Genomic DNA, 25,336 nt, shown 5'->3' with positions numbered 1-25,336 from the left:
GTATGTTTTTTAGCTTGTTAGTGCGGTTGTTTCGTTCCTCAAAATGACAAGATTGTGGAAAAAACTTTGCGACCTTGCGCCTTTGTAAGCAAGACACCCTAGCGTTCCTTGCGTAAATCTTTGCGGTTAAAAACCCGAGCAAACATTGGCGTTTTAAATTTTTTTATTAAAAATTTAAAAACTTTTGTAACATTTTAATAGTCGTCGTATCAAAAGCATGGATCCGATTTAATTAACAACTTAAAACTATTAAAAATGAAAAAGTATATCATCTTAATTATCGCATTCTTATTCTCTGCATTATGTATCAATGTTTTTGCACAAACAAAATCATATCCTTTTGAGGTTATCAAAACAGGAAAAGGAAAACAATCTATAATATTTATTCCTGGTTTTGCTTCTTCTGGAGAAGTTTGGAACGAAACCAAAGCAGCTTTCGAAAAAGATTTTACATGCTATACACTTACAATGGCTGGATTTGCCGGAGTAAAACCACAACCTAATCCTTCATTCGAAAACTGGAAATCAGGAATTGCCAATTATATCAAAGACAATAAAATCGAAAAACCAATTTTAGTTGGCCACAGTATGGGAGGCGGGCTTGCGCTGGCAATCGCTTCAGATTATCCAGATTTAATTTGTAAAATTGTGGTTGTCGACGCGCTTCCGTGTTTGGCTGCTTTGAGCGATCCTTCTTTTAAATCAAAAGAAAATAATGACTGTTCGCCAATGGTTACTCAAATGGCAGCAATGAATGAAACGCAGTTTTATGATATGCAGAAACAAACGATGCCGAGACTTTTGCAAGATTCATCAAAATTAGAAATGGTTGTAGACTGGAGTGTAAAATCGGATCGAAAAACTTTTTCGGAAGTGTATTGTGATTTCTTTAATATCGATTTGAGAGAAAGAATCTCGGCGATAAAATGTCCGTCATTAATTTTATTAGAATCTTATTTTATAAATTTAAAACCGGCAATCGAAGGGCAGTATAAAAACTTGAAAACAGCTAATTTTCAATATGCGGATAAAGGTTTACATTTTATAATGTACGATGACAAAGATTGGTATTTGGCACAATTAAACTCTTTTATAAAATCTTAATATGGAATTCGAAGATATCTACAAAACATATTGGGATAGAATTTTTAGGCTTTGCATGGGTTTTGTAAACGATTATGACGCGGCGCAGGATTTGACTCAGGAAACGTTTATAATTGTCTGGCAGAAACTGGAAAACTTTAGAAATGAATCTTCTATTGGAACCTGGATTTTTAGGATTGCTTCTAACAATTGCCTGAGGCAGATCGAAAAACAGAAACGTTTTCCAAAATCAGAGCTGCCTGTTCATCTTTCAGAAGAAAAACAAGCCTCATTGGAACCTCAAATTCAGTTTTTATACAAATGTATTGCTGAATTACCCGAAACAGAACGTATTATTATTTCGCTGGAACTGGAAGATGTAAAGCAGACAGAAATTGCCAAAATTGTTGGACTTTCTGATGCAAATGTGCGAGTAAAAATTCACAGGATAAAAGAAAAATTGACCGAAAAATTTAAAGAAAATGGACAACGATAACAATATAGATTTTAAAGATTTATGGAAAAAACAATCTGTAAGTCAGCCAGATATGAGGGATTTACTGGCAAGAATAACCAAGTTCAAAAAGGCAGGATTAAGAAGTTTATGGATTGTTAATATATTGCTTTTGGCTACCTGTATGTTTATTGTTTGTATTTGGATATATTATCAACCGCAATTTATTTCGACTAAAATCGGAATTGTCATAACGATTCTGGCCATGGTGATTTATTTATTCACCTATAATAAATTACTGAGCAAGTATAAAAATATTGAAGCCACACAAACCAATCAAGAGTATCTTCAAAATTTAATTATAATTAAAAAGAAACAACAATTTCTGCAGACCAAAATGATGACTTTTTATTTTCTGGCGCTTACAGTTGGTATTTGTTTATATATGTATGAATATGCCAGTAGAATGACGCTTTTAGGAGCTGGTTTAACGTATGGTATTACTTTATCATGGATGTTGTTCAATTGGTTTTATCTTCGCCCGAAACAAGTCAAAAAACAGCAGGAGAAAATAAATAGTCTAATTGAGAAGTTTGAAGAAGTGAACAATCAATTAGAGTTATAAAAAAAGAAGCTTCGTAATATTACGAAGCTTTACTTTTTACCAAAAAACTAAAATCTAAATTTTAAAGTAACATTTATAGAGGAAAAACGTAAGGAGTAAGAGATAAAACAATTATTCCGTCGCTAGTTGCTGTTGCAGTTAGTTCGTTTTGCAATTTTCCGCCAACATAAATTTTACCAGTTAAAGTTTGTCCAGCAACTCCGCCATATCCACTTGCGCTTAATGATGCTCCCATAGATTTTGCTTCAGCTGTAAATTCTTTAGTCCAAGGAAGCTTAGTAATGTCTTCATTTAATGCGTTCCCGCCTTTTTCAAAATAAACAGTAGATAATGTTCCTGTGTAATTTCCAGTTATTTCATATTTTACATCTCTTGAAGCTGTTCCAGTGTTATTATCGTCATTGTCGCTGCTGCAAGAAACTGCTGTAAAAGCAAGAGTCAATACAATTGCTAAAGTTTTTAAAATCGATTTCATAATAAAATTCTTAAATTAATATTCATAGTCAAACAAAATTAGACCCTTACTAAAGAGATATCAATACCTGATAAAATGTATTTTTTATTACCTGATATCAGGTAAAAGAGCTAATTTTTTTTTGAAAGTCGCTAAGCTTTAATAACTTTGAGTAAATACCCATTTATGAAGAAAATCTACGCCTTTATCTTTTTTTTATTTTTTTCTGCTATTTCCAATTCACAAGTAATCCTTTCATTAGATGACGATACGGTTTACATTGACAGTATTGTTAAGTCTACAAAAAATGTAAAGTCCGACAGCATTAAAAGTTTGAACAGTTTTAGACTGTCCAAATTATTTTTAATGGTTCAGGATGCCAAAAAATCCAAAGAATACCTCGAACAAGGAAATCGATTAAAAACAAAATTTCCTTTCTTACGGGATATTTCGCTTTATTATAATGCTTACAGTTTTATTGAAAAAGGCGATATAGATGGTTTTGAAAAAGCCTTATTAGAAGCTAATGAAAAACTTAAAAAATACCGCTATAAAGAAGCTTATAGGATTCGGGCAATTATACTTCAGAATTATGGTATTATGCAGCAGCGCAAGAATAATGAAAATGCTTATATGCGCCTGTTGGTGAATGAAGCTATTCCTATTGCCAAAAAAAGCGGTGATTATGAATTAATCAGCGGTTTAAATAAAGCCGTTGCCATTATTTTCATGAATAATGGTGAAAGGGAAAAAGCTGCAGAATATCTCGATCAAGCCCAAAAATATATCGAAAATACTACTAAAAAGTCTCCGACGCTTGCAGAGTCTAAAATGGAAACTTATATCATAAATGCAGAGAATTTGGTAGAACTTAAACATTTTTATGATGCTAAAAGTATACTCGATAAAGCTTTTGTGACCTTAAAAAAATATCCAGAATCGAATTTGAATGATTCTTATTTTTATGCAGAAGGAATTTATTATGCTAAACAAAATAAACACAATGAAGCATTAATAAGTTTTGAGAAAGGCATAAATTCTTCTATAAAACATGGTAACTCTATCGCATTAAACAGATTAAAATTTGCGGAGTATGAAGTGCTTTTTAAACTCAAAAACTACGTTAAAGCTAAAAGTAATCTAGAATATCTGGTGCAAAACACACCATTTATTGTTGACAAAAAAAATTATTATAAAGAATTATCTAAAGTTTATAATGCGACAAAAGAATACTCCAAAGCCTATTCGTATTCGCATAAATACAATGTTATAAATGATAGTTTGAACGATGCCAATCTGAAAAATGAAATTATTGAACTCGAGGCAAAATATAAAAAAGCAGAAAGTGAGAAGAAAATCTCTTTACTGCAGTCAGAAAATGAAAAAGCAGTTTTACAAGTCAATAATAATCGATTAAACACAATGCTTTTTGCAGCGCTTTCGTTTTTGTTGTTCCTAACAGTTTTGTTTTTATGGATTTATAATAACTATCAAAAAAAGCTGAGTTTTCAGAAAGAAGTCAATTTACAGCAAGAATTATCAGCGCTTGAAAATCAACAGAAATTATCGATTTCAAATGCATTGATTCAAGGTGAAGAAATCGAACGAAAGAGAATTGCAAGAGATTTACACGATGGATTAGGAAGTATGCTTTCTGGCTTGAAAATGCATTTGAGTCTTGTCAACCGAGAAAATAACGAAAACAGTCCGAACATTAATGAAATGCTAAACGACTCGATTAAAGAGCTTCGTAATATTTCTCAAAATTTAATGCCCGAAAGTTTAATGAAATTGGGACTTGAACATGCGTTGAAAGATTTGTGTGTTTCTCATTCTACTTTAGAAACTGTCGTTGAGTTTCAGTATTTAATTAAAAAATCAAAATTTCCACAGCATTTTGAAATTATGATTTATCGCATAATACAGGAACTTCTAAATAATGCTTTAAAATATGCTAAAGCTTCACAAATTTTAGTTTCCTGTTCGCAGAATAAAGATGTGTTCTTTATTACTGTAGAAGACAATGGAGTAGGATTTAATGTAAAACACGCCGAAAAAAGAGAAGGTATGGGACTGCGAAATATTAAAAACCGCGTCGCATTTTTGAATGGGAAACTAGAAATTGATTCGGTTGTCAATAAAGGGACTTCAGTATATATTGAATTAAAAATTTAAATCCAGACTATATAAATGATACATAAAACAGTAATTGTAGACGATCATCCGATTGTGATTTCGGGAATAGCAGGTTTGTTGTCGGATTTGGATGCTATTAAGATCGTAGAAAAATTTGAGTCGGGAGTATCGCTTTTAGAATATATCGAAGACAATAAAGTTGATCTCATCTTAATGGATATTTTTCTGCCAGTTATAAATGGCGTTGATTTGTGTAAAACCATTAAACAAAAACATCCTAAAATTGTAATTATCGGCATGAGCAGTCAATCTGAAAGAAGCTTGGTAATGCAGTTTATTCAAAATGGAGGGAATGGCTATATCTTGAAAAATGCCTCTTTTGATGAATTTAAAAATTGTATTTATAAAGCTATTGAAGGTGAAATTGTTTTTAGTGAAGAAGTAAAAACCATAATCAGCCAGCCTTTATCTGAAGACTTAGAACGCATTCCAGGTTTAAGCAGAAGAGAACGTGATATTGCATTATTGCTTTCGCAGGGAAAATCGACTCAGGAAATTGCAGATGATTTGTTTTTGAGTTTTTTGACGGTTCAAACTCATCGTCGAAATATTCTTCAAAAATATAAAATGAAAAACGTAGCAGAATTGATTGCTTTTCTGCTTAAGAACAATATGTTAAACTGAGACAAATTCGGTAAATAAATGTCAAAATGACATTTTGTTAAAATGGTTCATAATTTGCAGTTTGTTTTGTAAATTTAAAAATCAATCTAAAAACACTAGAAAATATGGGATCTGGATATCTAATTATTGCTGGAGCTATAATGTTGTTCAGCTGGCTGGTAAGTTCTCAGCTAAAGAGCAAATTTGAATTATATTCGAAATTGCAACTAAGAAACGGAATGAGCGGTGCTGAAATTGCCGAAAAAATGCTTGCCGATAACGGAATTACAGATGTTCGTGTTATTTCGACACCAGGTCAGTTAACAGACCATTATAATCCTTCAGATAAAACAGTAAATTTAAGTGAAGCCGTTTATAATCACAGAAACGCGGCAGCTGCAGCAGTTGCAGCACACGAATGCGGTCACGCCGTACAACATGCAATTGGTTACGAATGGCTGACAATGCGTTCAAAATTAGTGCCAATCGTAAGCGTTGCTTCAAACTACGTGCAATGGATTTTAATTGCGGGAATCTTAATGATTAAGGTTTTTCCACAATTATTATTAATTGGGATTATAGTTTTCGCGGCAACAACCTTGTTTTCGATTATTACACTTCCTGTAGAATACGATGCGAGTAACCGTGCGCTGGCCTGGTTGGAAAATAAACAAATGCTGACACAAGAAGAGCAGGCAGGAGCAAAAGATGCTTTAAAATGGGCTGCAAGAACGTATGTAGTAGCTGCAATTGGTTCTATCGCCACGTTGCTGTACTATATCTCGATTTATTCGGGAAGCAGGAGAAATTAGTTAATTTAAATTTTCAATATTTTAAAATTCCAAATTCCAAATCTGTCAGGTTTGGAATTTTTTTATTCTTTCCGATAACGAATGAATCAGTAATACTTTTCGAATTTGGAATTTGGATTTTGAAAATTGGAATTTTAGATTGCTAAAGCTGAATCTGTCTATCAATCTGCTGATCTAAAGAAATAAAAGTTTCAGTTCTCGAAACACCTTCAATCGCTTGAATTTTGGTATTTAGCAACTGCATTAAATGTTCGTTGTCACGACAGATGATTTTAATTAAAACAGACCAGTTTCCAGTAGTATAATGGCATTCTAAAACTTCAGGAATTTTTCTAAGTTCTTTTACAGCTTCCGAATTTCGGGAAGCTTTATCCAAATAAACTCCAATAAACGCCATTGTGTTGTAACCTAAAACCTTTGGGTTTACAGTAAATTTAGACCCAGAAATAACGCCGGATTGCTCTAATTTTTTTAATCTCTGATGAATTGCCGCACCAGAAATTCCGATTTTATTGGCGATTTGCAAAATTGGTTTTCGGGCATCGTCCATTAAATACCGAAGAATTTCTTTATCGATACCGTCAATTTCAATTAAGAGGGAGTTGATTTTCATAACTTATAATTTGAAACTATTTTTTGTGATTTGGGTTTAGAATAGAAATCAAATGTAATTAAAATGGCTTGTAAATAGAAATTCCAATGTAAAAAACCCAAATTCCAATTTAAGAAAATCCAAATGCGTTCCAGTGGTTGAACCACTTATTGTGTTTGATTTATGAAGTCGTTAAAACAAAAAATCCAAATCCCAGTGATTAGTTGGAATTTGGATTTTTAAAAATTATATTTCTTAATGTTATTTTCCTTTGTTTGCTTCTGCAACGTATTTTTCTAAAGCCATTGTCATAGAAGGTGTTTCAGGAGTTGGAGCAAGAATATCAATTCTTAAACCATGATCTAAAGCTTCTTTTTGAGTTGTGCTTCCAAATACTGCGATTCTGGTGTCGTTTTGTTTGAAATCTGGGAAATTCTTAAACAAAGATTTAATTCCAGTAGGGCTGAAAAAAGCTAAAACGTCATAATAAACATCAGCTAAGTCAGACAAATCACTCATTACAGTTCTGTAAAAAATAGCTTGTGCCCAATCTACTTTAAGACTGTTTAATGTTATAGGAGCATCTGCATTTAATTGATCAGATGCAGGAAGTAAAAACTTTTCGTCTTTGTACTTCTTAATCAGCGGAGATAAATCCGCAAAATCTTTTGCTCCAACGTAAATTTTACGTTTTCTGTACACAACATACTTTTGAAGGTAAAACGCAACAGCCTCAGATTGACAGAAATACTTCAATCCTTCAGGAACTTTATAACGCATTTCATCAGCAACTCTAAAAAAATGATCTACAGCATTTCTACTTGTTAAAATGATCGCAGTGTAATGATTAAGATCGATTTTTTGTAATCGAATCTCTTTTGCGCTAACCCCTTCCACATGAATAAATGGTCTGAAATCAATTTTTATTTTGTGTTTTTGTTGGAGCTCAAAGTAAGGAGAATTCTCCACTTTAGGTTCAGGCTGTGACACCAAAATTGTTTTCACTTTCATATTATAAACATTTTCTAAGCACTCCCTTTTGTTATCCAATAATAAAGAAAATAATAAGGGGCTATTTCAAGAGCGCAAAGATATAAAATAAAATAAAATAACTTGCTGATAATTGCGTTTTGATATGTTTTAATTGAAATAAAGTAAGAGTATACACTAATACACAGGGAAATACCTATGATTATTATCGGTATGATTTGTGGAATATTATTGTAATAGAACAAAATAGCATTGATTGGAAGGATTAAAACGCCAATATATGTTCTGTAAGTTACTTTTTGTAAGTTAAAAAGTTCTACAAATTCATCAATGTTGAATGAAGTTGCTACGATTTTCTCGATTAAATACTTTCCTAAAATGAAATAAAGAAGGAAAGTTGCGATCTGAATAAACAAAACCCAATCAGTTTTAGAGGCCTGTCCAAAAATGTTCATCGTAAGCAAAATGAAAAATGCGTACGAAACAATTTGTACAAAAAATAAACCAACTGTAAAACTGCTTTTTAAATGGTTGTTGTCGCGATAAATTTTAGCATATTTATCAGAAAAAATAAGTTTACTAAATTCACTAAATCTAGATTCATAAGCAGATTTTGTCATGGCAACAACAGCAAAGGTCAGCACAAACAAAAGTGTTGCCCAGTCTTTGTTTTCCAGAATTCGAGGATGAAGTTGTTCAATCATAGCGTTACAAAATTAGTAATTTTTTGATGCAATACTTTTATTATATATTTATTATGAATCAAATGCTATAAAAAGTTTACTTTTGCGGTGAAATTACCGAGAAAAAATGAATGATAGTATTGTCATAATTCCCACATATAACGAAATTGAGAATATAGAAAGTATAGTAAGAGCAGTACTTTCGCAGCATAAATCTTTTAATCTGCTGATTATTGATGACAATTCTCCTGATCATACTGCAAAAAAAGTGATTGCATTACAGGAAGAATTTCCAGATAAGCTTTTTTTAGAACAAAGAACCAAAAAATCAGGTTTAGGAACAGCTTATGTTCATGGCTTCAAGTGGGCTTTAGAACGCAATTATCAATTTATTTTTGAAATGGATGCCGATTTTTCCCATAACCCAAATGATTTAGAAAAGCTGTACGATGCCTGCCATTTTGGTGGCGCAGACCTTGCAATTGGTTCTCGTTATGTAACGGGTGTAAACGTTGTAAACTGGCCTCTAAGCCGAGTTTTGATGTCTTATTTTGCATCGGTTTACGTGAAATTTATCACAGGAATGAAAATTCATGATGCCACTGCAGGTTTTGTATGTTACAAACGAGAAGTTCTGGAAAAAATCAATTTGAATAAAATAAAATTTGTTGGGTATGCGTTTCAAATCGAAATGAAATACAGAACATACTGTGCAAAATTTCAAATTACAGAAGTTCCTATTATCTTTACAGATAGAACAAAAGGAGTTTCTAAAATGAGTAATGCCATTATTAAAGAAGCTATACTAGGCGTAATTTCACTTAGATTAAGAAAATTAGTCAATTCATTATAAACCAACATCATGAATAGGATTTTAATAAAAAATGCCAAAATTGTAAACGAAGGGACAATTTTTGAAGGAGATGTTTTAATAGAAAATGATTTGATTGTTGAAATTGCCGACAGCATTTCGTTAAAAACATCAGATTGTATAGTAATCGATGCCGAGGGAAGTTATTTAATGCCGGGAGCAATTGACGATCAAGTACATTTTAGAGAACCAGGTTTAACGCATAAAGGAGATCTCGAATCTGAATCTCGAGCTGCTGTTGCTGGAGGGATTACTTCTTTTATCGAACAGCCAAATACGGTTCCTAATGCAGTAACACAAGAAATTTTAGAAGATAAATATCAAATTGCATCTCAAAAATCATTTGCGAATTATTCGTTTATGATGGGTGCAACAAATGATAACTTAGAGGAAGTTTTAAAAACAAATCCAAAAAACGTTGCCGGAATTAAAATTTTCTTAGGTTCGTCAACAGGAAATATGCTGGTGGATAACGAAGCAGTTTTAGAAAAGATTTTTTCTAGCACACCAATGCTAATTGCGGTTCACTGCGAAGATGAAACTACAATTCAAAATAATCTTGCTGCTTTTAAAGAGCAGTATGGAGAAGATGTTCCCGTAACTGCGCATAATTTAATTAGAAGTGCAGAGGCTTGTTATATTTCTTCTTCAAAAGCAGTTGCTTTGGCAAAACGCACAGGAGCAAGACTTCATATTTTCCATCTTTCAACTGCGAAAGAAATGGAATTGTTTACGAATAAAATTCCGTTAGAAGATAAAAAGATTACTGCTGAGGTTTGTGTGCATCATCTTTGGTTTACAGACGAGGATTATAAAACAAAAGGTAATTTCATTAAATGGAACCCAGCCGTAAAAACTGCCGAAGATCGTGCTGAACTTTGGAAAGCTTTGAACGACGGGCGAATTGATGTAATTGCTACAGACCACGCACCTCATACAAAAGAGGAAAAAATGCAGTCGTATTTAAAAGCACCTTCTGGTGGTCCGCTTGTACAGCATGCTGTTGTAGCTATGTTTGAAGCACATCATCAAGGTAAAATAAGCGTGGAGAAAATAGTGGAAAAAATGTGCCACAATCCAGCTAAAATTTTCAAAATTGAAAAAAGAGGTTTTATAAGAGAAGGTTATCACGCCGATTTGGTTATTGTAAATCCGAGCCTGCCTTGGAGTGTAAAACCAGAGAATATTTTATACAAATGCGGATGGTCGCCTTTTGAGAATTTTACTTTCAAATCTAGAATTACGCATACTTTTGTAAACGGAGAATTGGTTTATAATAATTTCAAAGTAAAAGATACGAGAGCCGGAAAACGATTATTATTTGACAGATAAAAAACGACTATGAAGAACTTTATAGTAATAGTATTGGTTTTGTTTCTTTCTATAAGCTGCAAAAAAGAGCTGGTAAAACAGCCTGCGAAGCTTATTGAAAGAGAAAAAATGGTTGATATCATGTATGATTTGTCGCTTCTTGAAGCAATGAGGTATCAAAAACCATTGTCTTTAGATTCGATAAACAGTGATCCAACAAAATTTATTTTACAAAAATATAAAGTAGACAGTCTGCAGTTTGTTCAGAATAATATATATTATGCTTCTGATTATGAAAGCTATAAAGATATGTTTGATGAGGTAAATAAAAGATTGGCTAAAAATCAAAGAGCAGCAGATTCTCTTGCAAAAATCGATGAGAAAAAAGCAGCAAAAGAGAATAAAAATAAGCCAAAGGAATTGAAGGAAGTTTCGAAAGATTCTATCAAAAAAAACATTCCAAAAATCAATATTGATTCTATAAAAATGGCGCAAAGAAAAAATAGAAGACAATTATAATTTTGAACTGTCTTTAATGTACTGATGAATATCAGTAAAAACCGTTCCTAGAGCGGTTTTTATTTTTTCATTACTATATAAATTCTTAGAGTAAGAGGCTTTTGCAGTTGCTTTGGTAATACTTCTTTCTCTAAAAAATAAGGTCGAAAATATTCCATCAGCAATCCATAAGAAATTCATAAAAAATGGTTTAGCATGGATATGAGGTCTTTTTGCTTTTAATGCATCTGCAACGGTATTTAAAAGATCTCTAAAAACAATGTTATCTGCAATTAATGTAAAACGTTCATTTTTAATGTCGCTTTTCATTAATTCAATAGTAGTTTTTATTACATCATCCACAGAAATAAATCCAGTACTTCCGAGTGTGTAAAACGGAAGGCCGTTAGAAACTTTTTGGTAGATTTTACTGCTTCCTTCTTCAAAAATCGTCATTTTGGGTGGACCTAAAATTACTCCAGGATTTACAATAATCACCTTTAAGCCTTCTTGCTGTCCGCGCCAAACTTCCATTTCAGCACCATATTTAGAAATGGCGTAATCGCTGTGTGGTTTTTCGGGATTCCAATCTGTTTCTTCGGTAATATGCGTTTCGTGTGCTGCAATATCGCCCAAGGCAGCGATTGAACTTATAAAACAAAATTTTTCTATGTTTTTGGCAATAGAAAAATTAACCATGTTTGCCGTTCCTTCGATATTTGTTTTTCTGAGTTTTTCTTCGTCTCTCGGATCAAATGAAATCAAGGCGGCACAATGATAAACCTGAGTGATGTCGATAAAAGCATTTTCTAAGGAAGGAACATCTAAAATATCAGCCTCAATCCAATTTATTTTTTCAAATAAATCTGGTTTTTTATAGAACTCAAAAACCGATTTTGTTTTTTCGATTTTACTTTTTGATCTATAAACAGCCCGAACATTTTCTCCATTTTCAATTAAATGAAGTAATAAATGTGCGCCGACTAAACCAGTTCCTCCAGTTACTAATATCATTTTGTAAAGATAAGTTTTTTGGTTTAAGGTGCAAAGGGACAAAGGTTCAAAGTTAAAAAGGTTTTGGTGTTGAAATAGATTTTGTAATTGACTTTTGCGATTGAAATTGATGTTGAAACTGAAATTGAAATTGAGTTTTACGATTGATATTGGAATTGCTTTTTGATATTGCCATTGCCATTGATTATATTTGCGCAAATTATTTTAAAAAATGAAGAATCTAGTTGAAGAATTAAAATGGCGCGGGTTATATCATGATAGTATGCCTGGAACGGAAGAACAATTACTAAAAGAGGCTACCACTGCGTATATTGGTTTTGATCCAACGGCAGATTCACTGCATATCGGGAGTATGGTTCAGATTATTTTATTGGTTCACCTAAAAAATTTCGGACACAGACCGATTGCTTTAGTGGGTGGGGCAACAGGAATGATTGGTGATCCTTCTGGTAAATCTGATGAAAGAAATTTGCTTGACGAAGAAGCTTTGGCTAAAAACGTTGCAGGAATTAAAAGTGTCTTGTCTCGTTTCTTAGATTTTAGTTCAACCGAAGCAAATGCACCAGTAATGGTGAATAACTACGATTGGATGAAAGAATTCTCTTTTATCGATTTTGCACGTGAAGTTGGAAAAAGAATTACTGTAAATTATATGATGGCTAAAGATTCTGTAAAAAAGAGATTTAGCGGTGAAGGTGAGGGAATGTCTTTTACAGAGTTTACATATCAGTTAATTCAAGGTTACGATTTTTATCATTTATATAAAAATAACAACTGCATCTTGCAAATGGGAGGTTCTGACCAATGGGGTAATATTACCACGGGTACAGAATTAGTGCGCAGAATGGGAGGCGAAAACGCAAAAGCTTACGCTTTAACAACGCCTTTGATTACAAAAGCAGACGGATCTAAATTCGGTAAATCTGAAGGAGGAAATGTTTGGTTAGATGCTGATAAAACTTCGGTATATAAATTTTACCAATTTTGGGTAAACACTACAGATGTTGATGCTGAGAAATATATCAAAATCTTTACTTTCTTAGATAAAGATACTATTGATGCATTAATTGAAGAGCATAAAACAGCTCCGCATTTAAGAGTTTTGCAAAAGAAACTGGCAGAAGAAATTACTGTTTTTGTTCACAATAGAGAAGAATTAGAAAAAGCAATTCAAGCTTCTAATATTTTATTTGGAAATTCAACTGCAGAAGATTTGAAAAAATTGGATGAAGCTACTTTTTTAGAAGTTTTTGATGGAGTTCCGCAAGCTGAAATCGCAAAAGCTGATTTAGAAAACGGATTGGATATTATTACTGTTTTGAATGAAAAAACAGGTTTTTTTAAATCGAACGGAGAAGCTAGAAGAGCTTTAACAGCTAATTCTATTTCTGTAAATAGAGAGAAAATAAAAGAAGATTTTGTATTAACATCAAATGATTTGATTAATAATCAATTTGTTTTATTACAAAGCGGAAAGAAAAATTATTTTGTGATTCGCGTTGTTTAATCTTTTAATCGAGTAGTTGTTTAATTGTTTAATCGGAATTTTGCGATTAAATAAGAGACATTTTTATAATGTCAGAAATCCGAATATTCGAAAAGAATATTCGGATTTTTTCGTTTAACGAACGATTCGTTCCGTAGGAATGTCTCATCGGTAGAATAAAAATTTGGATTTCGTTTTACGTTCCGTAGGAACGTTTGACTAACAGAGAGAGTATTGTATAATAACAAGTGCCCCTACAGGACACAATGCTAAATAATATTCTTTTTTCTACCGATGAGATATTCCTACGGAATATTAAAATTATGGTTGTTATGTACTGACCAAGTAAAAAGAGATTATTAGGACTGTATTTGTTCTGGATTGGTTAATTTATTCACTGAACCAAATTTATTTTTTTGGGACTTTTGCTCTTTAACTTCTACTATGAAAAAGTATATGTTTTTTTACTAAGTTTATCATCTTAAAACAAACATAAGATATGCTTCTAATTTTATTTATTTACTGGATTTGGAAAGGCTTTACTAATCTGGCCTTAGAATATGATAAGAACAAATGGGGTTATTTCGCTATTGGAATAATATCTTATTATGCAGGAACTCTTCTTGCTGGATTTGTTGTAGGGCTTCTGTCTGTTTTTATTGGAGGTTTAGATAGTATTGATGACAGTAGTTTTAGCAGTGCAGGATGGAATATACTTTTTGTACTTTGTGGAGTTCTGACTTGTTATGGAGTTTATAAATTATTAGAACACAAAGGTCAAAAAGAAAAACTACTACAGAAAAAAGAAGGTATAGAAAGTATTGGTGTAAGTGATGAAAATTGATTTTTGATTACGAGTTAATTGTTTAATCGAAAGTAAATATGATTAAACGGTTCAACAAATCAACGATTAAACTATAAAACCATCAAATTACAACCGCGAATATCAGAATTATCAAAACGTCCCAAAACCTCGAAAGAGTTGTTGGGATTTTTTTTGCCTAAATCTTGTGTGGCAATAAAGGAGCATGAATTAATATTTGCCAAATCAATAACATTGATTCCGCCAGTTTTTCCATCCTTCACATAAGTGAGAGCATCTTCTGGATCGCGAATTAAAATATTCATCCAAGACGGACATTCGAAAACACCTTCTCCTAAAGAATAGGCCTGCGCTAAAAGTTCTGTCATTCCGTATTCTGAATGAATAGAAGAAACGCCGAAACCTTTGCAAAGCTGTTCGTGCAATTCTTCTCGGATCATTTCTTTGCGTTTTCCTTTCATACCTCCAGTTTCCATTATAATGGTATTTTGAAGATTGAATTGATGTTTTTCGATCAAATCTAATAAAGCGTAAGTCACGCCAATTAAAATAACATTTTGACCCGAATTGTCCAGTTCAATTAGCTTTTGGGTAAGTTCTCCGTAGTTGTGTAAATAAAACCCACTTTCTGGCTGATTAGAGAGTTTAATTAAGTCATCGACCATATAGATTAACGAAGATCCTTCACGTTCCAAATAAGACGGCAAAAGGGCTAAAACTACATAGTCTTCTATATTGCCATAAAACTGAGAAAATCCTTTGCGATAACTTTCTTCGTAAAGCTTAACATCTGTTACCAAATGCCTGCTTGTAATCATTCCAGTAGTACCGCTGCTGGTAAAAGTTACTTGCGCGGAATCATTGTTTGAAACTACGTCGTGGCTTTTGAAAAATTGAATAGGTAAAAATGGAATTTGTTGTAATGACTTTACCTGTTGCGGATTAACTTTTAGGAAATCACAAAAATCGCGATAAACCTTATTGTTTTCGTGCTGAAAACGAAACACTTTTAGTGCTATTTTTTCAAATTGTTTCTGACTCGAAATCGTAAATATATCGCTGGCTGTGATCAAAACTTTTTTTTGCAAAGATATTTATTTTTTAGTCGCAGTCACAGTTTTCAGTTGCAGTTTGTAAACTGAGAACTATGACTGAAAACTAAAAAAGCTCCATTTGGAGCTTTTTCTATATCTTAACGGATAATGAGTTTTCGGGTTGCAGATGCGTTTTGTTCGCTTATCTTAATGATATAAACCCCTGAAGGTAATTCGGCAACATTTAATTCTCTAGAGGTTAAATGTGCTTGCAGTACTTTTTTTCCTAAAATATCAAAGACAATAACTTCTTTCTCTAAATCGTTCTTAGAGGATATGTACACTTTGCCATTAGTAACAGGGTTAGGGTACAAGCTTAGCCCCTCAATAGAAGTAGATTCTTGAGTTTTTGGTAATTGCTTGCTGTCTTGCGCCGAGACGCTCACAGTAAAGAAAAATGCCAATAAGAAAGTAATATAAAAGTAGTTTTTTGCCATCGCGTATATTTGGATATTGTAAATATACAAAAAAAATTACAAAAAGTGCGCCAAAAAAAAACATCCTAAATATTTAGGATGTTTTTAACATTATGTGTTCGAAGTTATTAAGAATGTTATTTTGATAATAACTTGGTTAGCAAAAAAAGCTGTCTGAAATATTTCGGACAGCTTTTTTGTTTTTTATGATCTAAATTTGGATTATTTAGTCCAGTTAGCCCAAGTTGGTAAGTCAGCACCAGCACCAGCACCAATTGCACCAGTAGTTGTTCCAGACAATTTAGGACCAGTTACATCAGTGATCTGAGCTCCAAAAGTATAGTTTGTGATAGTAAAGTTACCAGCAGCAATATTTGCAGTTGCACCAGCATCTGTAGATAATTTAGCAAGAGCAGCAGGCATATCGTTAGCAACATATAAGTTTGTGTAAGCTTGTTTTCCACCACCTTCTTTGTAGTTGATTGCTTTTTCATCAGCTGTAAAAGTAGCACCACCTTTAATGATAGAGATGTTAGTTATTTTAGCGTTAGTCATTGGAACAGCCCCACTTGGATCTTTAGCGTTAGTAGATCCTTCAACTCCTGCTTTACTTACACCTTTAATGTAAACGTTTGTAGCAGTACCTTGCCATCCGTCAGCAAAATCTAAAGAATCATCATAAGAGTTTATGATTGTTAAGTTAGTAGCATTTACTGCTCCACCGAAAAATTCGATTCCGTCATCACCACTTTCGAAAGTGTAGATGTCAGACACTATAGTTCCAGAACCTACTCCGAAGAAAGAAACTCCATTGTATTCTTTTTCAGAAGTGTATTTAGAACCTGTGTAAGAAATTTTCAAGAAGTTAATATTTCCAGAAGAATCTGAATTGTCATTTCCTCCGTAGCTTAAACCACCTACTTCAGAAGTACCATTGTCTCCAGTGTTTACTTTACCATTACCAGCGATAATTAATCCACCCCAGTCACTTTGAGCAGGAGTTGCTTTTCCAGATGTCATAATAACTGGTTTCGCAGCTGTACCATTGATGTTAATTTTAGCGTTTCTTTCTACAGCAATATATAAAGAAGTTGCTTCTGCAGTAGGAGAACTTTTAATTACTGTCCCAGCAGGAATTACTAAAGTAGCTCCACCTTTAACAACTAAACCTCCAGTTAAAGTATAAGTTTGAGTAGGATCTAAAGTTACAGTACCGTCTTTAATCTCTCCTTTTAAATCGTCAACTTTTAAAACAAAAGAGCTGTTGTTTGTGTCTTTGTTATCATCAGAACTACAGCTTGTTAAAGCAAGTCCTAATATTGCAGCCATTGCAAATAAACTTTTTTTCATTTTTGTTGTGTTTTATTGTTTTATTTATTTAAGGCAAAGTAAATGAACATATGTTTTTGCTGAGTTAAGACGATATTAACAATCTATTAAGTATGATGGGGTAAAACCGTACCGTCTTAATATAAAATTTACATTGCAATTTTGGATAAAAAAAAGGTGATTAGTATTGTCTAATCACCTTTTATAATTTATTGAAAATATCTCTCTTAGAAAGTGTAGTTTAAAGTAAGTCTTAGATCTGAACCAGCTTTGTATGAAGTCACTATAATGTCACCAATAGCTTCTTTTCCTGGTACTTTCCCTTGCTCTTGTACACGCTCGAAAGTTGGGTTTAAAATGTTGTTGTAAATAAGACCTAATTTTAAGCTTTTAGTCAAACTTGTGTTCAAGATAAAATCTAACTTATTCACAGCTTTGTCAACCATGTTTCCAACTCTTGAAGTTCCAATTACAGCAAGTTTATCTGAGAAATAAGAGTAAGATACTGTTGCTGAAATATCCTTACTTTCTGTAAATTGATTTAAGAATGAAATGTTAGCATTTGCTAAGAAGTTAGAAGCTCCGGTTAATTTACTTTCAGTAAATGTAAAGTTTGCTCCAAAATCATTTTCATTGTTTACTTTATCATTGCTTAGATCTTGGTTTGTGTATAAATATGATCCGTTTGCATCAAAAGAAAGTTTTGTTTTTAAGTTATCATTTTTTTCAATTTCAAAAATGTCTTTTCTAAATTCTACTTCAACCCCTGCTACTGTTCCTTTATCTCCTGTATTTGCATATGAAATGTCATTTGAAGACGAATTCAAGAACATTTCGTTGATTGGATTTTGAATGATTTTTCCAAATGCAGTTACGGAGATTAACTCACCTGCTTTCGGGAAAAATTCCCATCCTAAATCGAAATTATAATTTGTTGAAGCATATAAATTAGGGTTTCCTTCGTATGCTTGTGCTACATCTTCGTAAATAATTGGCACTTTTTCTTTAAACTGAGGAAGCGTATATGTTTTACTAGCAGAAAACTTTAAGTTTTGCTTGTCTGTTAATGTATACTTTGAAATTAAACTTGGTAAGATATTAAATTTAGAGTCATTTGAACTGTCTCCGCCTGGAACTGTTGTTGTGATATAGTAAACATTCTGAGTCAGTTGCTCTAATCTTGCACCTAATATCACACTCAATCTTTCAGTTAAAGAATATTGAACATTCAGGAATGCAGCATTGATATCTAAGTTTCCATTATATTCTTGGTGGATTCTATTTGAGTAAGATGAACCCCAGTGTGCAGGATCTAAATAGTTGTCTACGTGGTGAATATCTTCTTTAGGAAAAGAAATTGTGCTTCGGTCTGGGAAGAACGAATATTGTTCCATGTCGTAATCTACATCCTTAAATTTTCCTGAATAACCAACAGTTACCTTTCCCTTATAAATATCATCACTGCCTTTTTTGAAGTTATAAGTAAGCGCAACATTTGCAGCGATTTCATTTTCCTTTAAATCTTGAAAAAATCGGTGATTATTGATGTTCGAATTAGTAAAGAAAGTATAGTCTATCGCATTTGGAGCATATACAAAAGAGTTTTGCATACGATCTGGAATTGCACTGTTAGAAATACTGTATCCTACTCCCCAATTTAAATTCCACTGATCGTTGAATTTGTTTTTTCCTGTTAATTGGTTTACAATTAATTGAGTTCTTTCAAAAGTTCCACGTTTAATAAAACCAGTAATTTGTTGAGTAGCATCTCCGCCACCGTCAAAATTTTGATTTGTTCCTTCGTACTCACTGTAATCCTGATCACTTGAATTTAAGAATAAAGAAGTAAAGAAGATCGAGTTTTTATTATTGATTTTATAATCAGCTGTACCCATAACAGTTGTTGTAGTGTTATGTTTGTAAGCCGTTCTAACAAAGTCAGAAAAGATATCTCCGTCAGAAGTAATTCCTCCTCTGCTGTAACCTTCAGTATATTTGTTTTTTGCACTGAAAGATCCTGTGACAAATGTACCAATTGAACTTTCGTCATTGATATTAAATTTCTTTCCTCCAGATAATGTGTAAAAAGCATTTAATACATTTTTGTTCTCTTGTCTATCCCAGCTTGTTGTATAACTATAAGGAAGTAAAGGAGCATCAGGAATACCTACTTTTTTAAATCCAGTGTAAGACGGTCCGTCTTGCAGGTAAAAATGATCTTGTCCTAAAACATTTGTGTTTGCTCCAGTACCGATAGAAAAAGTAATAAAAGGGCTTCCGCTGAATTTTTTAGCGCTGATGTCAATATTAGCTCCTCCAAAATCGGCATAGTTTTGAGCTTCAAAAGTTTTGCTGATTCCAATATTATCTACAATGTTTGTAGAGAAAATTTCTAAAAGAATGTTTTTGTTTGCCGGATTGTTTGATGGTAACGGAAGACCATTTAAAGTAGTTACATTGTAACGGTCACCTAAACCTCTAACAAAGACATTTCCTGAGTCATCTTGTTTAGAAACTCCACTAACTTTTGCAACTGCATTAGCCACATCATTAACTCCTTTTCTAGCTATTTCCTCAGCACCAATTGCAGCTTTAAAAGAAACTGCGTTTTTTTGATCTAATAATAATGCCGATTCTTTTTGTTTGTTTACTGTTGCAGATTTTACAACTACATCCTTAAGTGTATAACTTCCAGAAGAAAGAGTTTGATTGATAACTACAGTTTCATTTGCTTTTACAGCAACTGGAGTTTCTACAGATTCATATCCTAAAAAACTAAAAATAAGAGTATAATTTCCTGGATTTACGCTCAACGAATATTTTCCGTCTACGTCAGTGTTTACGCTAATATTTGTACCTTTAACTAAAACATTAGCAAATGGTAAAACTTCATTGTTCATTTCTTTGTCGGTTAGAACTCCAGAAATTGTACCTTTGTTTTGCGCGATCGAAATCGTACAGATAAATAATGCAATAAAGAGAAATCTTAAATTGAATTTCATTTCAGTGTTGTGTTTAATTTATTTTTGTGCAAAGAAATAACTGCGCCGTGAAGTCCATGTTACGAACTTGTTATGTTTTTGTGTGCTAAAGATTATCAAATTGTTACCAGATTAAATTACCGTTAACACCAATTTTTAAAGGTTCTTTTGTTAGTATATTTACCCTGTGAAATAAAAAACATCGGATAAATAATTAAAAAGATTTGATGTAAAAATCTCAATTTTTGCTATTTATGAAAAAAACACAAACTAAGATTTTATTAGTTGACGACGAACCGGATATCTTAGAAATCGTTGGCTATAACCTTGCTCAAGAAGGCTACCAGATTGTTACAGCTTCTAACGGAAAAGAAGCTATAGCAAAGGCTCAGAAAGAATTGCCAGAATTAATTATTATGGATGTGATGATGGCAGAAATGGACGGAATGGAAGCGTGCGAGCATATTAGAAAAATTCCTGAATTAAATAATGTTATCATAACATTCCTTACAGCAAGAAGTGAAGATTATTCTCAAGTAGCTGGTTTTGACGCTGGTGCTGATGACTATATTACCAAACCTATTAAACCAAAATTATTGGTATCGAAAGTAAAGGCTTTGTTAAGAAGGTTAAAAGAACAAGAAGTGGTTTCAGATACTTTAAATGTAGGCGGAATCGAGATTAACCGTGAAGAATATAAAATCATAAAAGGCAATGTAGAAATTGCTTTGCCAAGAAAAGAATTCGAATTATTTTATTTATTAGCTTCAAAACCTGGAAAAGTTTTTAAAAGAGATGAAATTCTAGATAAAGTTTGGGGTAACGAAGTTGTAGTTGGAGGAAGAACAATTGATGTTCACATCAGAAAACTGCGCGAGAAAATAGGCGAAGACCTTTTTAAAACTATAAAAGGAGTTGGTTATAAATTTGAAGTATAAACAGTCAATAAAAATTTGAACCATATAAGTGATATAATTTCATTTAAATTATAGAACGTACTTTTGGTTATACTATACTAAGTTCATCTTTGTCAAAGTTCAAACTTTGATAAGATGAACTTTTTAAATTCTTATTTTTATGGTAAGAATTATGAGCTTTGAATTTAAATGAACTTATATCACTTATATGGTAAAACATAATAATCTCTTAATGGTTAAATATTATCAATGAAAATTAATTTTAAAAAAACATACAAATTTGCTATAAAATCGGCATTGTATATTAGTCTCTTCTCGACTGGATTTGTGCTGATTCTAATGTCTTTATTTTATAAAAACCAACTGAAACATCAAGTAGCTTTTGGGATAATTTTCATCATTGCGATTTACATATTCTCGTTCTTGGTTATACAATATCGTGTAGAACGTTTCATTTATAGAAGAGTAAAGAAAATTTACGATGAGGTTTCGTTATTAGAATCTACAACGCTTATCAATCAGCCAATTAATACTGATATGGAAACGCTTTCGCGAGAAGTGAAAAAGTTTGCAACCGATAAAAAACTCGAAATCGAAATGCTCGAAATTCGAGAACAATACCGAAGAGAGTTTTTAGGAAACGTGTCGCACGAACTTAAAACGCCTTTGTTTACCGTACAAGGTTATGTTTCAACTTTACTTGATGGCGCAATGGATGACAAACACATTCGCAAAAAATATTTAAAACGTGCCGAAAAAGGTGTAGAGCGTTTGATATATATAGTTGAAGATTTGGATATGATCACCAAATTAGAATCGGGCGATTTAGATCTAAATATGACCGATTTTGATATCGTTGAGCTCATTCAAAATGTTTTTGATTTATTGGAAATGAAAGCCGATAAAAAGAAAATCAAATTGGCATTTGAAAGTAAAAATGTGCAGTCAGTTATCATTCGCGGAGATCAGGACAGAATTCAGCAGGTTTTAGAAAACCTAATTGTGAACTCCATTAAATACGGAAAAGAAGGCGGTTTAACAGAAGTCGGAGTTGTAAACTTAACCAAGAAAAAAGTCTTGATTCGTATTAGTGATAACGGAGAAGGAGTTGAAAAACAAAATATCCCAAGACTTTTTGAACGTTTTTACCGAGTTGATAAAAGCGGAACCCGTTCTGAAGGAGGTTCTGGTTTAGGATTAGCGATTGTAAAACATATTATTGAAGCGCATAAAGAGAAGGTTTATGTAGAAAGTGAGTTCGGAATTGGTTCAGAATTCTCTTTTACGCTCGAAAAAGCATTTAAAAATCAAAAAATAGACGTTAAAAAATCGTAACGTCATTTTTGCTGAAAGCCCTAAAATGAAGGTGTTTAACAATAAATCAACATTTCGTTTTCGGCCATAACATTAAATTTTTATTATAGTAACATCTGGTTAATGATTTCTTAACATAGGTGCTCCATCTTTGCATCCTGAAATTAAGGGAATTACAGAACTAATGATAAAAAGAAAAATAGCAGCCATTTTATTGCTGATAACTTGTGCCGCTAATGCGCAGGAAACAAACAAACAAGAACTAAATAAACAGGATGTAAAAAACGAAGTAATGCGTATTTTAGATTCTATCAACAAAGCAAAACTTCCGGAGACTAAATCTGGAGGAGGAGTTGAAGAACATTGGTATGACAGAATCTCTTTAAGAGGTTATGCGCAAATCAGGTACAACGGACTTTTTTCTACAAACGACAAAGTTTCCTGCGATCAATGCGATAAATCCTGGGGAACAACTTCTACAGCTCCAGATGCAAAAGCAAACAATGGACTTTTTATCCGCCGTGCGCGTTTAGTGTTTTCGGGTCAGGTTCATCCAAATGTGTTTTTCTATTTCCAACCCGATTTTGCGAGTTCGCCAAGTACAGGAATTCAAAATTTTGTACAAATTCGTGACCTTTATTTTGATCTTTCTTTTGATAAGAAAAAAGAGTACCGAGTTCGTGTTGGGCAGAGTAAAATTCCATATGGATTTGAAAACATGCAGTCAAGTTCGCAGCGTTTGACTTTAGACCGTGCCGATGCTATAAATAGTTCAATAGCAAATGAGCGTGATTTAGGGATATTTTTTTACTGGGCACCAGCCGAAATTAGAGAGCGTTTTGCGATGCTGGTTAGAGATGGCTATAAAGGTTCGGGTGATTTTGGTGTATTTGCTTTTGGAGTTTACAATGGGCAGATTGCAAATAAACTGGACGGAAATAGAGATCTAAATGTGGTTGCAAGAGTAACGTATCCATTTGTAATTGGAAGTCAGATTATCGAACCAGGAATTCAGGCTTACACAGGAAAATGGGCTTTTACGGGAGAAATATCATCTGGAGTTATAGTAAACGATCCGCAGTATGTAAAAGACCAAAGGGTAGGAGCAACATTTGTTTTATATCCAAAACCATTCGGAATCCAGACAGAATATAACATAGGAAGAGGACCTCGATACAATCCACAAACCAATACAGTTGATGAAACAGATTTGAATGGAGGATACGTTTTATTAAACTACAAATGGGACATTAAAAAACAACATGTTTATCCTTTCGCCAAATTTCAATATTATGACGGAGGAAAAAAATACGAGAAAGATGCCAGAAGTTATGTGGTTAGAGATTATGAATTAGGTGTCGAGTGGCAGCCAATTAAAGCTTTCGAATTAACAGCATCTTATGTAATTGCAGACAGAACTTTTGAAGACAGTGCACTCCCAATAAATAGACAGAAAGGAAACGTTCTAAGATTACAAGTGCAGTTTAATTTCTAAAGAATAAAAATAAATCCCTGTTAATTAGTGATTTTGCGAATAAAAATCCGTTTAATCTGTGTTCTGATTTTGACGCAGATTAAACGGATTCTCTATAGTAAAGACATAGATAAATACGGATTTTTAATGAGAATTATTCTCGAAAACAGTAAATAAGGAATCCCAGTCGATATTATTTTCAAATTGGGACAATCCTTTAAACGACTTTACTTTTGATAAATCTTCAATAGTAAAGTCGTCCTGCATGGCATACGGTACTAAATTTTCCTCTTGAAGTTTTATCGCCAGATATTCTTGTTCATATTGACCAGGAGTTGGAATAAAAAAAGCTTTTTTACCCAATTTGGCTAAATCCATTACAGTAGTATAACCCGAGCGGCATAATACAAACTCACTTTCGTTAAAAGTTTGTTCCAGCTGTTTTGAGTTCATGAAATTATAATACGTTATATTTCCTGCCTGCCATTTTTCCTGTGATTTTTGAATAATTCCCTGTACAAAAACTACTTTACCAGGATATTTAGCAGCTTCTTTCTGCAGCTTTTCATCTAAGTAAGTACGCTGTGGCTCAGGTCCCGATAATATAATCATTAGATCATATATTTTAGGAGTATCCTTTTTCTTCATGCGGCTCAGCGGTCCAATATATTTTAAATTGAGGTCGTTGTTTTTAAGATGACCTAAATCTCCGGTAAGATTTACTTCATCATTTGTATCAGGAACCCAGCATTCAGTATATTTTTTAATAAAATGCTGATGACATTTACTCGTAAACCAAGTAGTATTGCCAGTCATCACATTCAATTGATGCGTCATAAAAACAGAAGGCACTTTTTTGCTGAAAACCCCTAATCTGTTGTCTGAGATTATACCATCAATACCGTATTTTTTGATCCAGCTATTGACCATTTTTTTCTCATCTAAAATAGCAGTAATCATTTTAGGAAGATTTTTGATCAGCTTCCATTTAAAGTTTTTACCATTCTTTGCATATTCAATATGATAAGAAGGCAGTTCTAAAGTTTGTATATAAGGAAACTCTTTTCGCAGCAAAGCCAAAGCAACACCATCTGAAGCGATAATGGGAATATAATTATTCTCCTGAAGCGCTTTAATGATAGGAATGCATCTAGTTGAATGGCCAAGTCCCCAATTTAATGGAGCTACTAAAATAGTTTTATTCGCAGAATAATCAATGCTCATTTTTAACGCTTTTTAAAAACGAAGATAAAGAAATATGTTTTCTATGTTATTTTAAGGATATTACTAAATTATTAAGTCAATATTTTTTTTAA

General features: G+C 32.8%; 24 protein-coding genes. 14 read left to right on the top strand and 10 right to left on the bottom strand.

Going from position 1 to position 25,336, the window contains the following annotated elements; all coding sequences use genetic code 11:
- Positions 1 to 255: 255 nt before the first annotated feature.
- Genes QMG60_RS02685 through QMG60_RS02675 form a run of 3 tightly spaced genes read left to right on the top strand, consistent with a single transcriptional unit; the run spans position 256 to position 2,162 of the window.
- A complete protein-coding gene (locus tag QMG60_RS02685; protein WP_281866789.1) occupies positions 256 to 1,104 on the top strand; it encodes an alpha/beta hydrolase in 849 nt (282 codons plus the stop codon).
- 1 nt (position 1,105) lies between these two features.
- On the top strand, positions 1,106 to 1,579 hold the full coding sequence (locus QMG60_RS02680; protein ID WP_281866788.1) for a sigma-70 family RNA polymerase sigma factor: 474 nt from the start codon (positions 1,106 to 1,108) through the stop codon (positions 1,577 to 1,579).
- Positions 1,566 to 2,162: a hypothetical protein gene (locus QMG60_RS02675; protein ID WP_281866787.1), complete on the top strand. Its 597-nt coding sequence runs from the start codon at positions 1,566 to 1,568 to the stop codon at positions 2,160 to 2,162. The genes QMG60_RS02680 and QMG60_RS02675 overlap by 14 nt, the downstream gene beginning before the upstream one ends.
- A 73-nt stretch (positions 2,163 to 2,235) precedes the next feature.
- Here the strand turns inward: QMG60_RS02675 and QMG60_RS02670 are convergent, their stop codons facing one another.
- The gene (locus QMG60_RS02670; RefSeq protein ID WP_057115119.1) at positions 2,236 to 2,637 is read right to left on the bottom strand and encodes an MmpS family transport accessory protein; all 402 of its coding nucleotides are present in this window, start codon (positions 2,635 to 2,637) and stop codon (positions 2,236 to 2,238) included.
- A gap of 165 nt (positions 2,638 to 2,802) precedes the next feature.
- Between QMG60_RS02670 and QMG60_RS02665 the strand changes: the two genes are divergently transcribed.
- The 3 genes from QMG60_RS02665 (at position 2,803) to QMG60_RS02655 (ending at position 6,227) form a co-directional block, all read left to right on the top strand.
- A complete protein-coding gene (locus tag QMG60_RS02665) occupies positions 2,803 to 4,791 on the top strand; it encodes a sensor histidine kinase (RefSeq protein WP_281866786.1) in 1,989 nt (662 codons plus the stop codon).
- A 15-nt stretch (positions 4,792 to 4,806) separates the two neighbouring features.
- The gene (locus QMG60_RS02660) at positions 4,807 to 5,436 is read left to right on the top strand and encodes a response regulator transcription factor (RefSeq protein WP_057115117.1); all 630 of its coding nucleotides are present in this window, start codon (positions 4,807 to 4,809) and stop codon (positions 5,434 to 5,436) included.
- Positions 5,437 to 5,540: 104 nt separating this feature from the next.
- Entirely contained in the window at positions 5,541 to 6,227 is a 687-nt protein-coding gene (locus QMG60_RS02655; protein ID WP_281866785.1) for a zinc metallopeptidase, read from the top strand.
- 142 nt (positions 6,228 to 6,369) lie between these two features.
- Here QMG60_RS02655 and QMG60_RS02650 read toward each other — a convergent pair whose 3' ends face one another.
- From QMG60_RS02650 to QMG60_RS02640, 3 genes are all read right to left on the bottom strand, one after another.
- Positions 6,370 to 6,840, bottom strand: a complete 471-nt coding sequence (locus tag QMG60_RS02650; RefSeq protein ID WP_012022648.1) for an Lrp/AsnC ligand binding domain-containing protein — start codon at positions 6,838 to 6,840, stop codon at positions 6,370 to 6,372.
- 240 nt (positions 6,841 to 7,080) lie between these two features.
- Positions 7,081 to 7,830 carry a uroporphyrinogen-III synthase gene (locus tag QMG60_RS02645; protein WP_012022647.1) on the bottom strand — a complete coding sequence of 250 codons (750 nt, stop codon included), beginning with the start codon at positions 7,828 to 7,830 and terminating at the stop codon, positions 7,081 to 7,083.
- A 14-nt stretch (positions 7,831 to 7,844) separates the two neighbouring features.
- Complete coding sequence (locus QMG60_RS02640) at positions 7,845 to 8,513, bottom strand: DUF4271 domain-containing protein (protein WP_281866784.1); 669 nt, start codon at positions 8,511 to 8,513, stop codon at positions 7,845 to 7,847.
- A 106-nt stretch (positions 8,514 to 8,619) separates the two neighbouring features.
- Here QMG60_RS02640 and QMG60_RS02635 point away from each other — a divergent pair, with 106 nt between their 5' ends.
- Genes QMG60_RS02635 through QMG60_RS02625 form a run of 3 tightly spaced genes read left to right on the top strand, consistent with a single transcriptional unit; the run spans position 8,620 to position 11,193 of the window.
- Entirely contained in the window at positions 8,620 to 9,345 is a 726-nt protein-coding gene (locus QMG60_RS02635) for a polyprenol monophosphomannose synthase (RefSeq protein ID WP_281866783.1), read from the top strand.
- A 9-nt stretch (positions 9,346 to 9,354) separates the two neighbouring features.
- The gene (locus tag QMG60_RS02630) at positions 9,355 to 10,695 is read left to right on the top strand and encodes a dihydroorotase (protein ID WP_281866782.1); all 1,341 of its coding nucleotides are present in this window, start codon (positions 9,355 to 9,357) and stop codon (positions 10,693 to 10,695) included.
- A 9-nt stretch (positions 10,696 to 10,704) separates the two neighbouring features.
- Positions 10,705 to 11,193 (top strand): DUF4296 domain-containing protein, encoded by a 489-nt coding sequence (locus QMG60_RS02625; RefSeq protein ID WP_281866781.1) that lies wholly within the window; start codon positions 10,705 to 10,707, stop codon positions 11,191 to 11,193.
- Here QMG60_RS02625 and QMG60_RS02620 read toward each other — a convergent pair.
- Positions 11,188 to 12,186, bottom strand: coding sequence for an NAD-dependent epimerase/dehydratase family protein (locus QMG60_RS02620; protein ID WP_281866780.1), 999 nt, complete (start codon positions 12,184 to 12,186; stop codon positions 11,188 to 11,190). The two genes, QMG60_RS02625 and QMG60_RS02620, sit on opposite strands and share 6 nt — an antisense overlap.
- Before the next feature lie 211 nt (positions 12,187 to 12,397).
- Between QMG60_RS02620 and tyrS the strand changes: the two genes are divergently transcribed.
- Both tyrS and QMG60_RS02610 read left to right on the top strand, forming a co-directional pair.
- The gene (gene tyrS / locus QMG60_RS02615) at positions 12,398 to 13,693 is read left to right on the top strand and encodes a tyrosine--tRNA ligase (protein ID WP_281866779.1); all 1,296 of its coding nucleotides are present in this window, start codon (positions 12,398 to 12,400) and stop codon (positions 13,691 to 13,693) included.
- A gap of 478 nt (positions 13,694 to 14,171) precedes the next feature.
- Entirely contained in the window at positions 14,172 to 14,516 is a 345-nt protein-coding gene (locus tag QMG60_RS02610; RefSeq protein ID WP_057115109.1) for a hypothetical protein, read from the top strand.
- Positions 14,517 to 14,587: 71 nt separating this feature from the next.
- Here the strand turns inward: QMG60_RS02610 and QMG60_RS02605 are convergent, their stop codons facing one another.
- The 4 genes from QMG60_RS02605 to QMG60_RS02590 all read right to left on the bottom strand — a co-directional run bounded on the left by QMG60_RS02605 (position 14,588) and on the right by QMG60_RS02590 (position 20,336).
- Positions 14,588 to 15,568, bottom strand: a complete 981-nt coding sequence (locus QMG60_RS02605; protein ID WP_281867921.1) for an acyl transferase — start codon at positions 15,566 to 15,568, stop codon at positions 14,588 to 14,590.
- A gap of 119 nt (positions 15,569 to 15,687) precedes the next feature.
- Entirely contained in the window at positions 15,688 to 16,026 is a 339-nt protein-coding gene (locus QMG60_RS02600; protein ID WP_281866778.1) for a T9SS type A sorting domain-containing protein, read from the bottom strand.
- A 201-nt stretch (positions 16,027 to 16,227) separates the two neighbouring features.
- Positions 16,228 to 17,355 carry a hypothetical protein gene (locus QMG60_RS02595; protein WP_057115106.1) on the bottom strand — a complete coding sequence of 376 codons (1,128 nt, stop codon included), beginning with the start codon at positions 17,353 to 17,355 and terminating at the stop codon, positions 16,228 to 16,230.
- 206 nt (positions 17,356 to 17,561) lie between these two features.
- Positions 17,562 to 20,336: a TonB-dependent receptor gene (locus QMG60_RS02590; RefSeq protein ID WP_281866777.1), complete on the bottom strand. Its 2,775-nt coding sequence runs from the start codon at positions 20,334 to 20,336 to the stop codon at positions 17,562 to 17,564.
- Between the two features lie 233 nt (positions 20,337 to 20,569).
- Between QMG60_RS02590 and QMG60_RS02585 the strand changes: the two genes are divergently transcribed.
- The 3 genes from QMG60_RS02585 (at position 20,570) to QMG60_RS02575 (ending at position 24,041) form a co-directional block, all read left to right on the top strand.
- A complete protein-coding gene (locus QMG60_RS02585; RefSeq protein WP_017496206.1) occupies positions 20,570 to 21,253 on the top strand; it encodes a response regulator transcription factor in 684 nt (227 codons plus the stop codon).
- Positions 21,254 to 21,481: 228 nt separating this feature from the next.
- Positions 21,482 to 22,567: an ATP-binding protein gene (locus QMG60_RS02580; RefSeq protein WP_281866776.1), complete on the top strand. Its 1,086-nt coding sequence runs from the start codon at positions 21,482 to 21,484 to the stop codon at positions 22,565 to 22,567.
- Positions 22,568 to 22,730: 163 nt separating this feature from the next.
- Positions 22,731 to 24,041 (top strand): porin, encoded by a 1,311-nt coding sequence (locus QMG60_RS02575; RefSeq protein WP_281866775.1) that lies wholly within the window; start codon positions 22,731 to 22,733, stop codon positions 24,039 to 24,041.
- 123 nt (positions 24,042 to 24,164) lie between these two features.
- Here QMG60_RS02575 and QMG60_RS02570 read toward each other — a convergent pair whose 3' ends face one another.
- On the bottom strand, positions 24,165 to 25,244 hold the full coding sequence (locus QMG60_RS02570) for a glycosyltransferase (protein WP_281866774.1): 1,080 nt from the start codon (positions 25,242 to 25,244) through the stop codon (positions 24,165 to 24,167).
- Positions 25,245 to 25,336: the final 92 nt, after the last annotated feature.

The organism is Flavobacterium sp. GSB-24, assembly GCF_027924665.1.
GTDB lineage: Bacteria > Bacteroidota > Bacteroidia > Flavobacteriales > Flavobacteriaceae > Flavobacterium.
This window is presented reverse-complemented; position numbering and strand designations above follow the sequence as displayed.

What these genes read in the sequence shown, in the direction of transcription:
- QMG60_RS02685 (WP_281866789.1), top strand. Translation starts at nt 256, where the DNA reads ATGAAAAAGTATATCATCTTAATTATCGCATTCTTATTCTCTGCATTA.
- QMG60_RS02680 (WP_281866788.1), top strand. Translation starts at nt 1,106, where the DNA reads ATGGAATTCGAAGATATCTACAAAACATATTGGGATAGAATTTTTAGG.
- QMG60_RS02675 (WP_281866787.1), top strand. Translation starts at nt 1,566, where the DNA reads ATGGACAACGATAACAATATAGATTTTAAAGATTTATGGAAAAAACAA.
- QMG60_RS02670 (WP_057115119.1), bottom strand. Translation starts at nt 2,637, where the DNA reads ATGAAATCGATTTTAAAAACTTTAGCAATTGTATTGACTCTTGCTTTT.
- QMG60_RS02665 (WP_281866786.1), top strand. Translation starts at nt 2,803, where the DNA reads ATGAAGAAAATCTACGCCTTTATCTTTTTTTTATTTTTTTCTGCTATT.
- QMG60_RS02660 (WP_057115117.1), top strand. Translation starts at nt 4,807, where the DNA reads ATGATACATAAAACAGTAATTGTAGACGATCATCCGATTGTGATTTCG.
- QMG60_RS02655 (WP_281866785.1), top strand. Translation starts at nt 5,541, where the DNA reads ATGGGATCTGGATATCTAATTATTGCTGGAGCTATAATGTTGTTCAGC.
- QMG60_RS02650 (WP_012022648.1), bottom strand. Translation starts at nt 6,840, where the DNA reads ATGAAAATCAACTCCCTCTTAATTGAAATTGACGGTATCGATAAAGAA.
- QMG60_RS02645 (WP_012022647.1), bottom strand. Translation starts at nt 7,830, where the DNA reads ATGAAAGTGAAAACAATTTTGGTGTCACAGCCTGAACCTAAAGTGGAG.
- QMG60_RS02640 (WP_281866784.1), bottom strand. Translation starts at nt 8,513, where the DNA reads ATGATTGAACAACTTCATCCTCGAATTCTGGAAAACAAAGACTGGGCA.
- QMG60_RS02635 (WP_281866783.1), top strand. Translation starts at nt 8,620, where the DNA reads ATGAATGATAGTATTGTCATAATTCCCACATATAACGAAATTGAGAAT.
- QMG60_RS02630 (WP_281866782.1), top strand. Translation starts at nt 9,355, where the DNA reads ATGAATAGGATTTTAATAAAAAATGCCAAAATTGTAAACGAAGGGACA.
- QMG60_RS02625 (WP_281866781.1), top strand. Translation starts at nt 10,705, where the DNA reads ATGAAGAACTTTATAGTAATAGTATTGGTTTTGTTTCTTTCTATAAGC.
- QMG60_RS02620 (WP_281866780.1), bottom strand. Translation starts at nt 12,186, where the DNA reads ATGATATTAGTAACTGGAGGAACTGGTTTAGTCGGCGCACATTTATTA.
- tyrS (WP_281866779.1), top strand. Translation starts at nt 12,398, where the DNA reads ATGAAGAATCTAGTTGAAGAATTAAAATGGCGCGGGTTATATCATGAT.
- QMG60_RS02610 (WP_057115109.1), top strand. Translation starts at nt 14,172, where the DNA reads ATGCTTCTAATTTTATTTATTTACTGGATTTGGAAAGGCTTTACTAAT.
- QMG60_RS02600 (WP_281866778.1), bottom strand. Translation starts at nt 16,026, where the DNA reads ATGGCAAAAAACTACTTTTATATTACTTTCTTATTGGCATTTTTCTTT.
- QMG60_RS02595 (WP_057115106.1), bottom strand. Translation starts at nt 17,355, where the DNA reads ATGAAAAAAAGTTTATTTGCAATGGCTGCAATATTAGGACTTGCTTTA.
- QMG60_RS02590 (WP_281866777.1), bottom strand. Translation starts at nt 20,336, where the DNA reads ATGAAATTCAATTTAAGATTTCTCTTTATTGCATTATTTATCTGTACG.
- QMG60_RS02585 (WP_017496206.1), top strand. Translation starts at nt 20,570, where the DNA reads ATGAAAAAAACACAAACTAAGATTTTATTAGTTGACGACGAACCGGAT.
- QMG60_RS02580 (WP_281866776.1), top strand. Translation starts at nt 21,482, where the DNA reads ATGAAAATTAATTTTAAAAAAACATACAAATTTGCTATAAAATCGGCA.
- QMG60_RS02575 (WP_281866775.1), top strand. Translation starts at nt 22,731, where the DNA reads ATGATAAAAAGAAAAATAGCAGCCATTTTATTGCTGATAACTTGTGCC.
- QMG60_RS02570 (WP_281866774.1), bottom strand. Translation starts at nt 25,244, where the DNA reads ATGAGCATTGATTATTCTGCGAATAAAACTATTTTAGTAGCTCCATTA.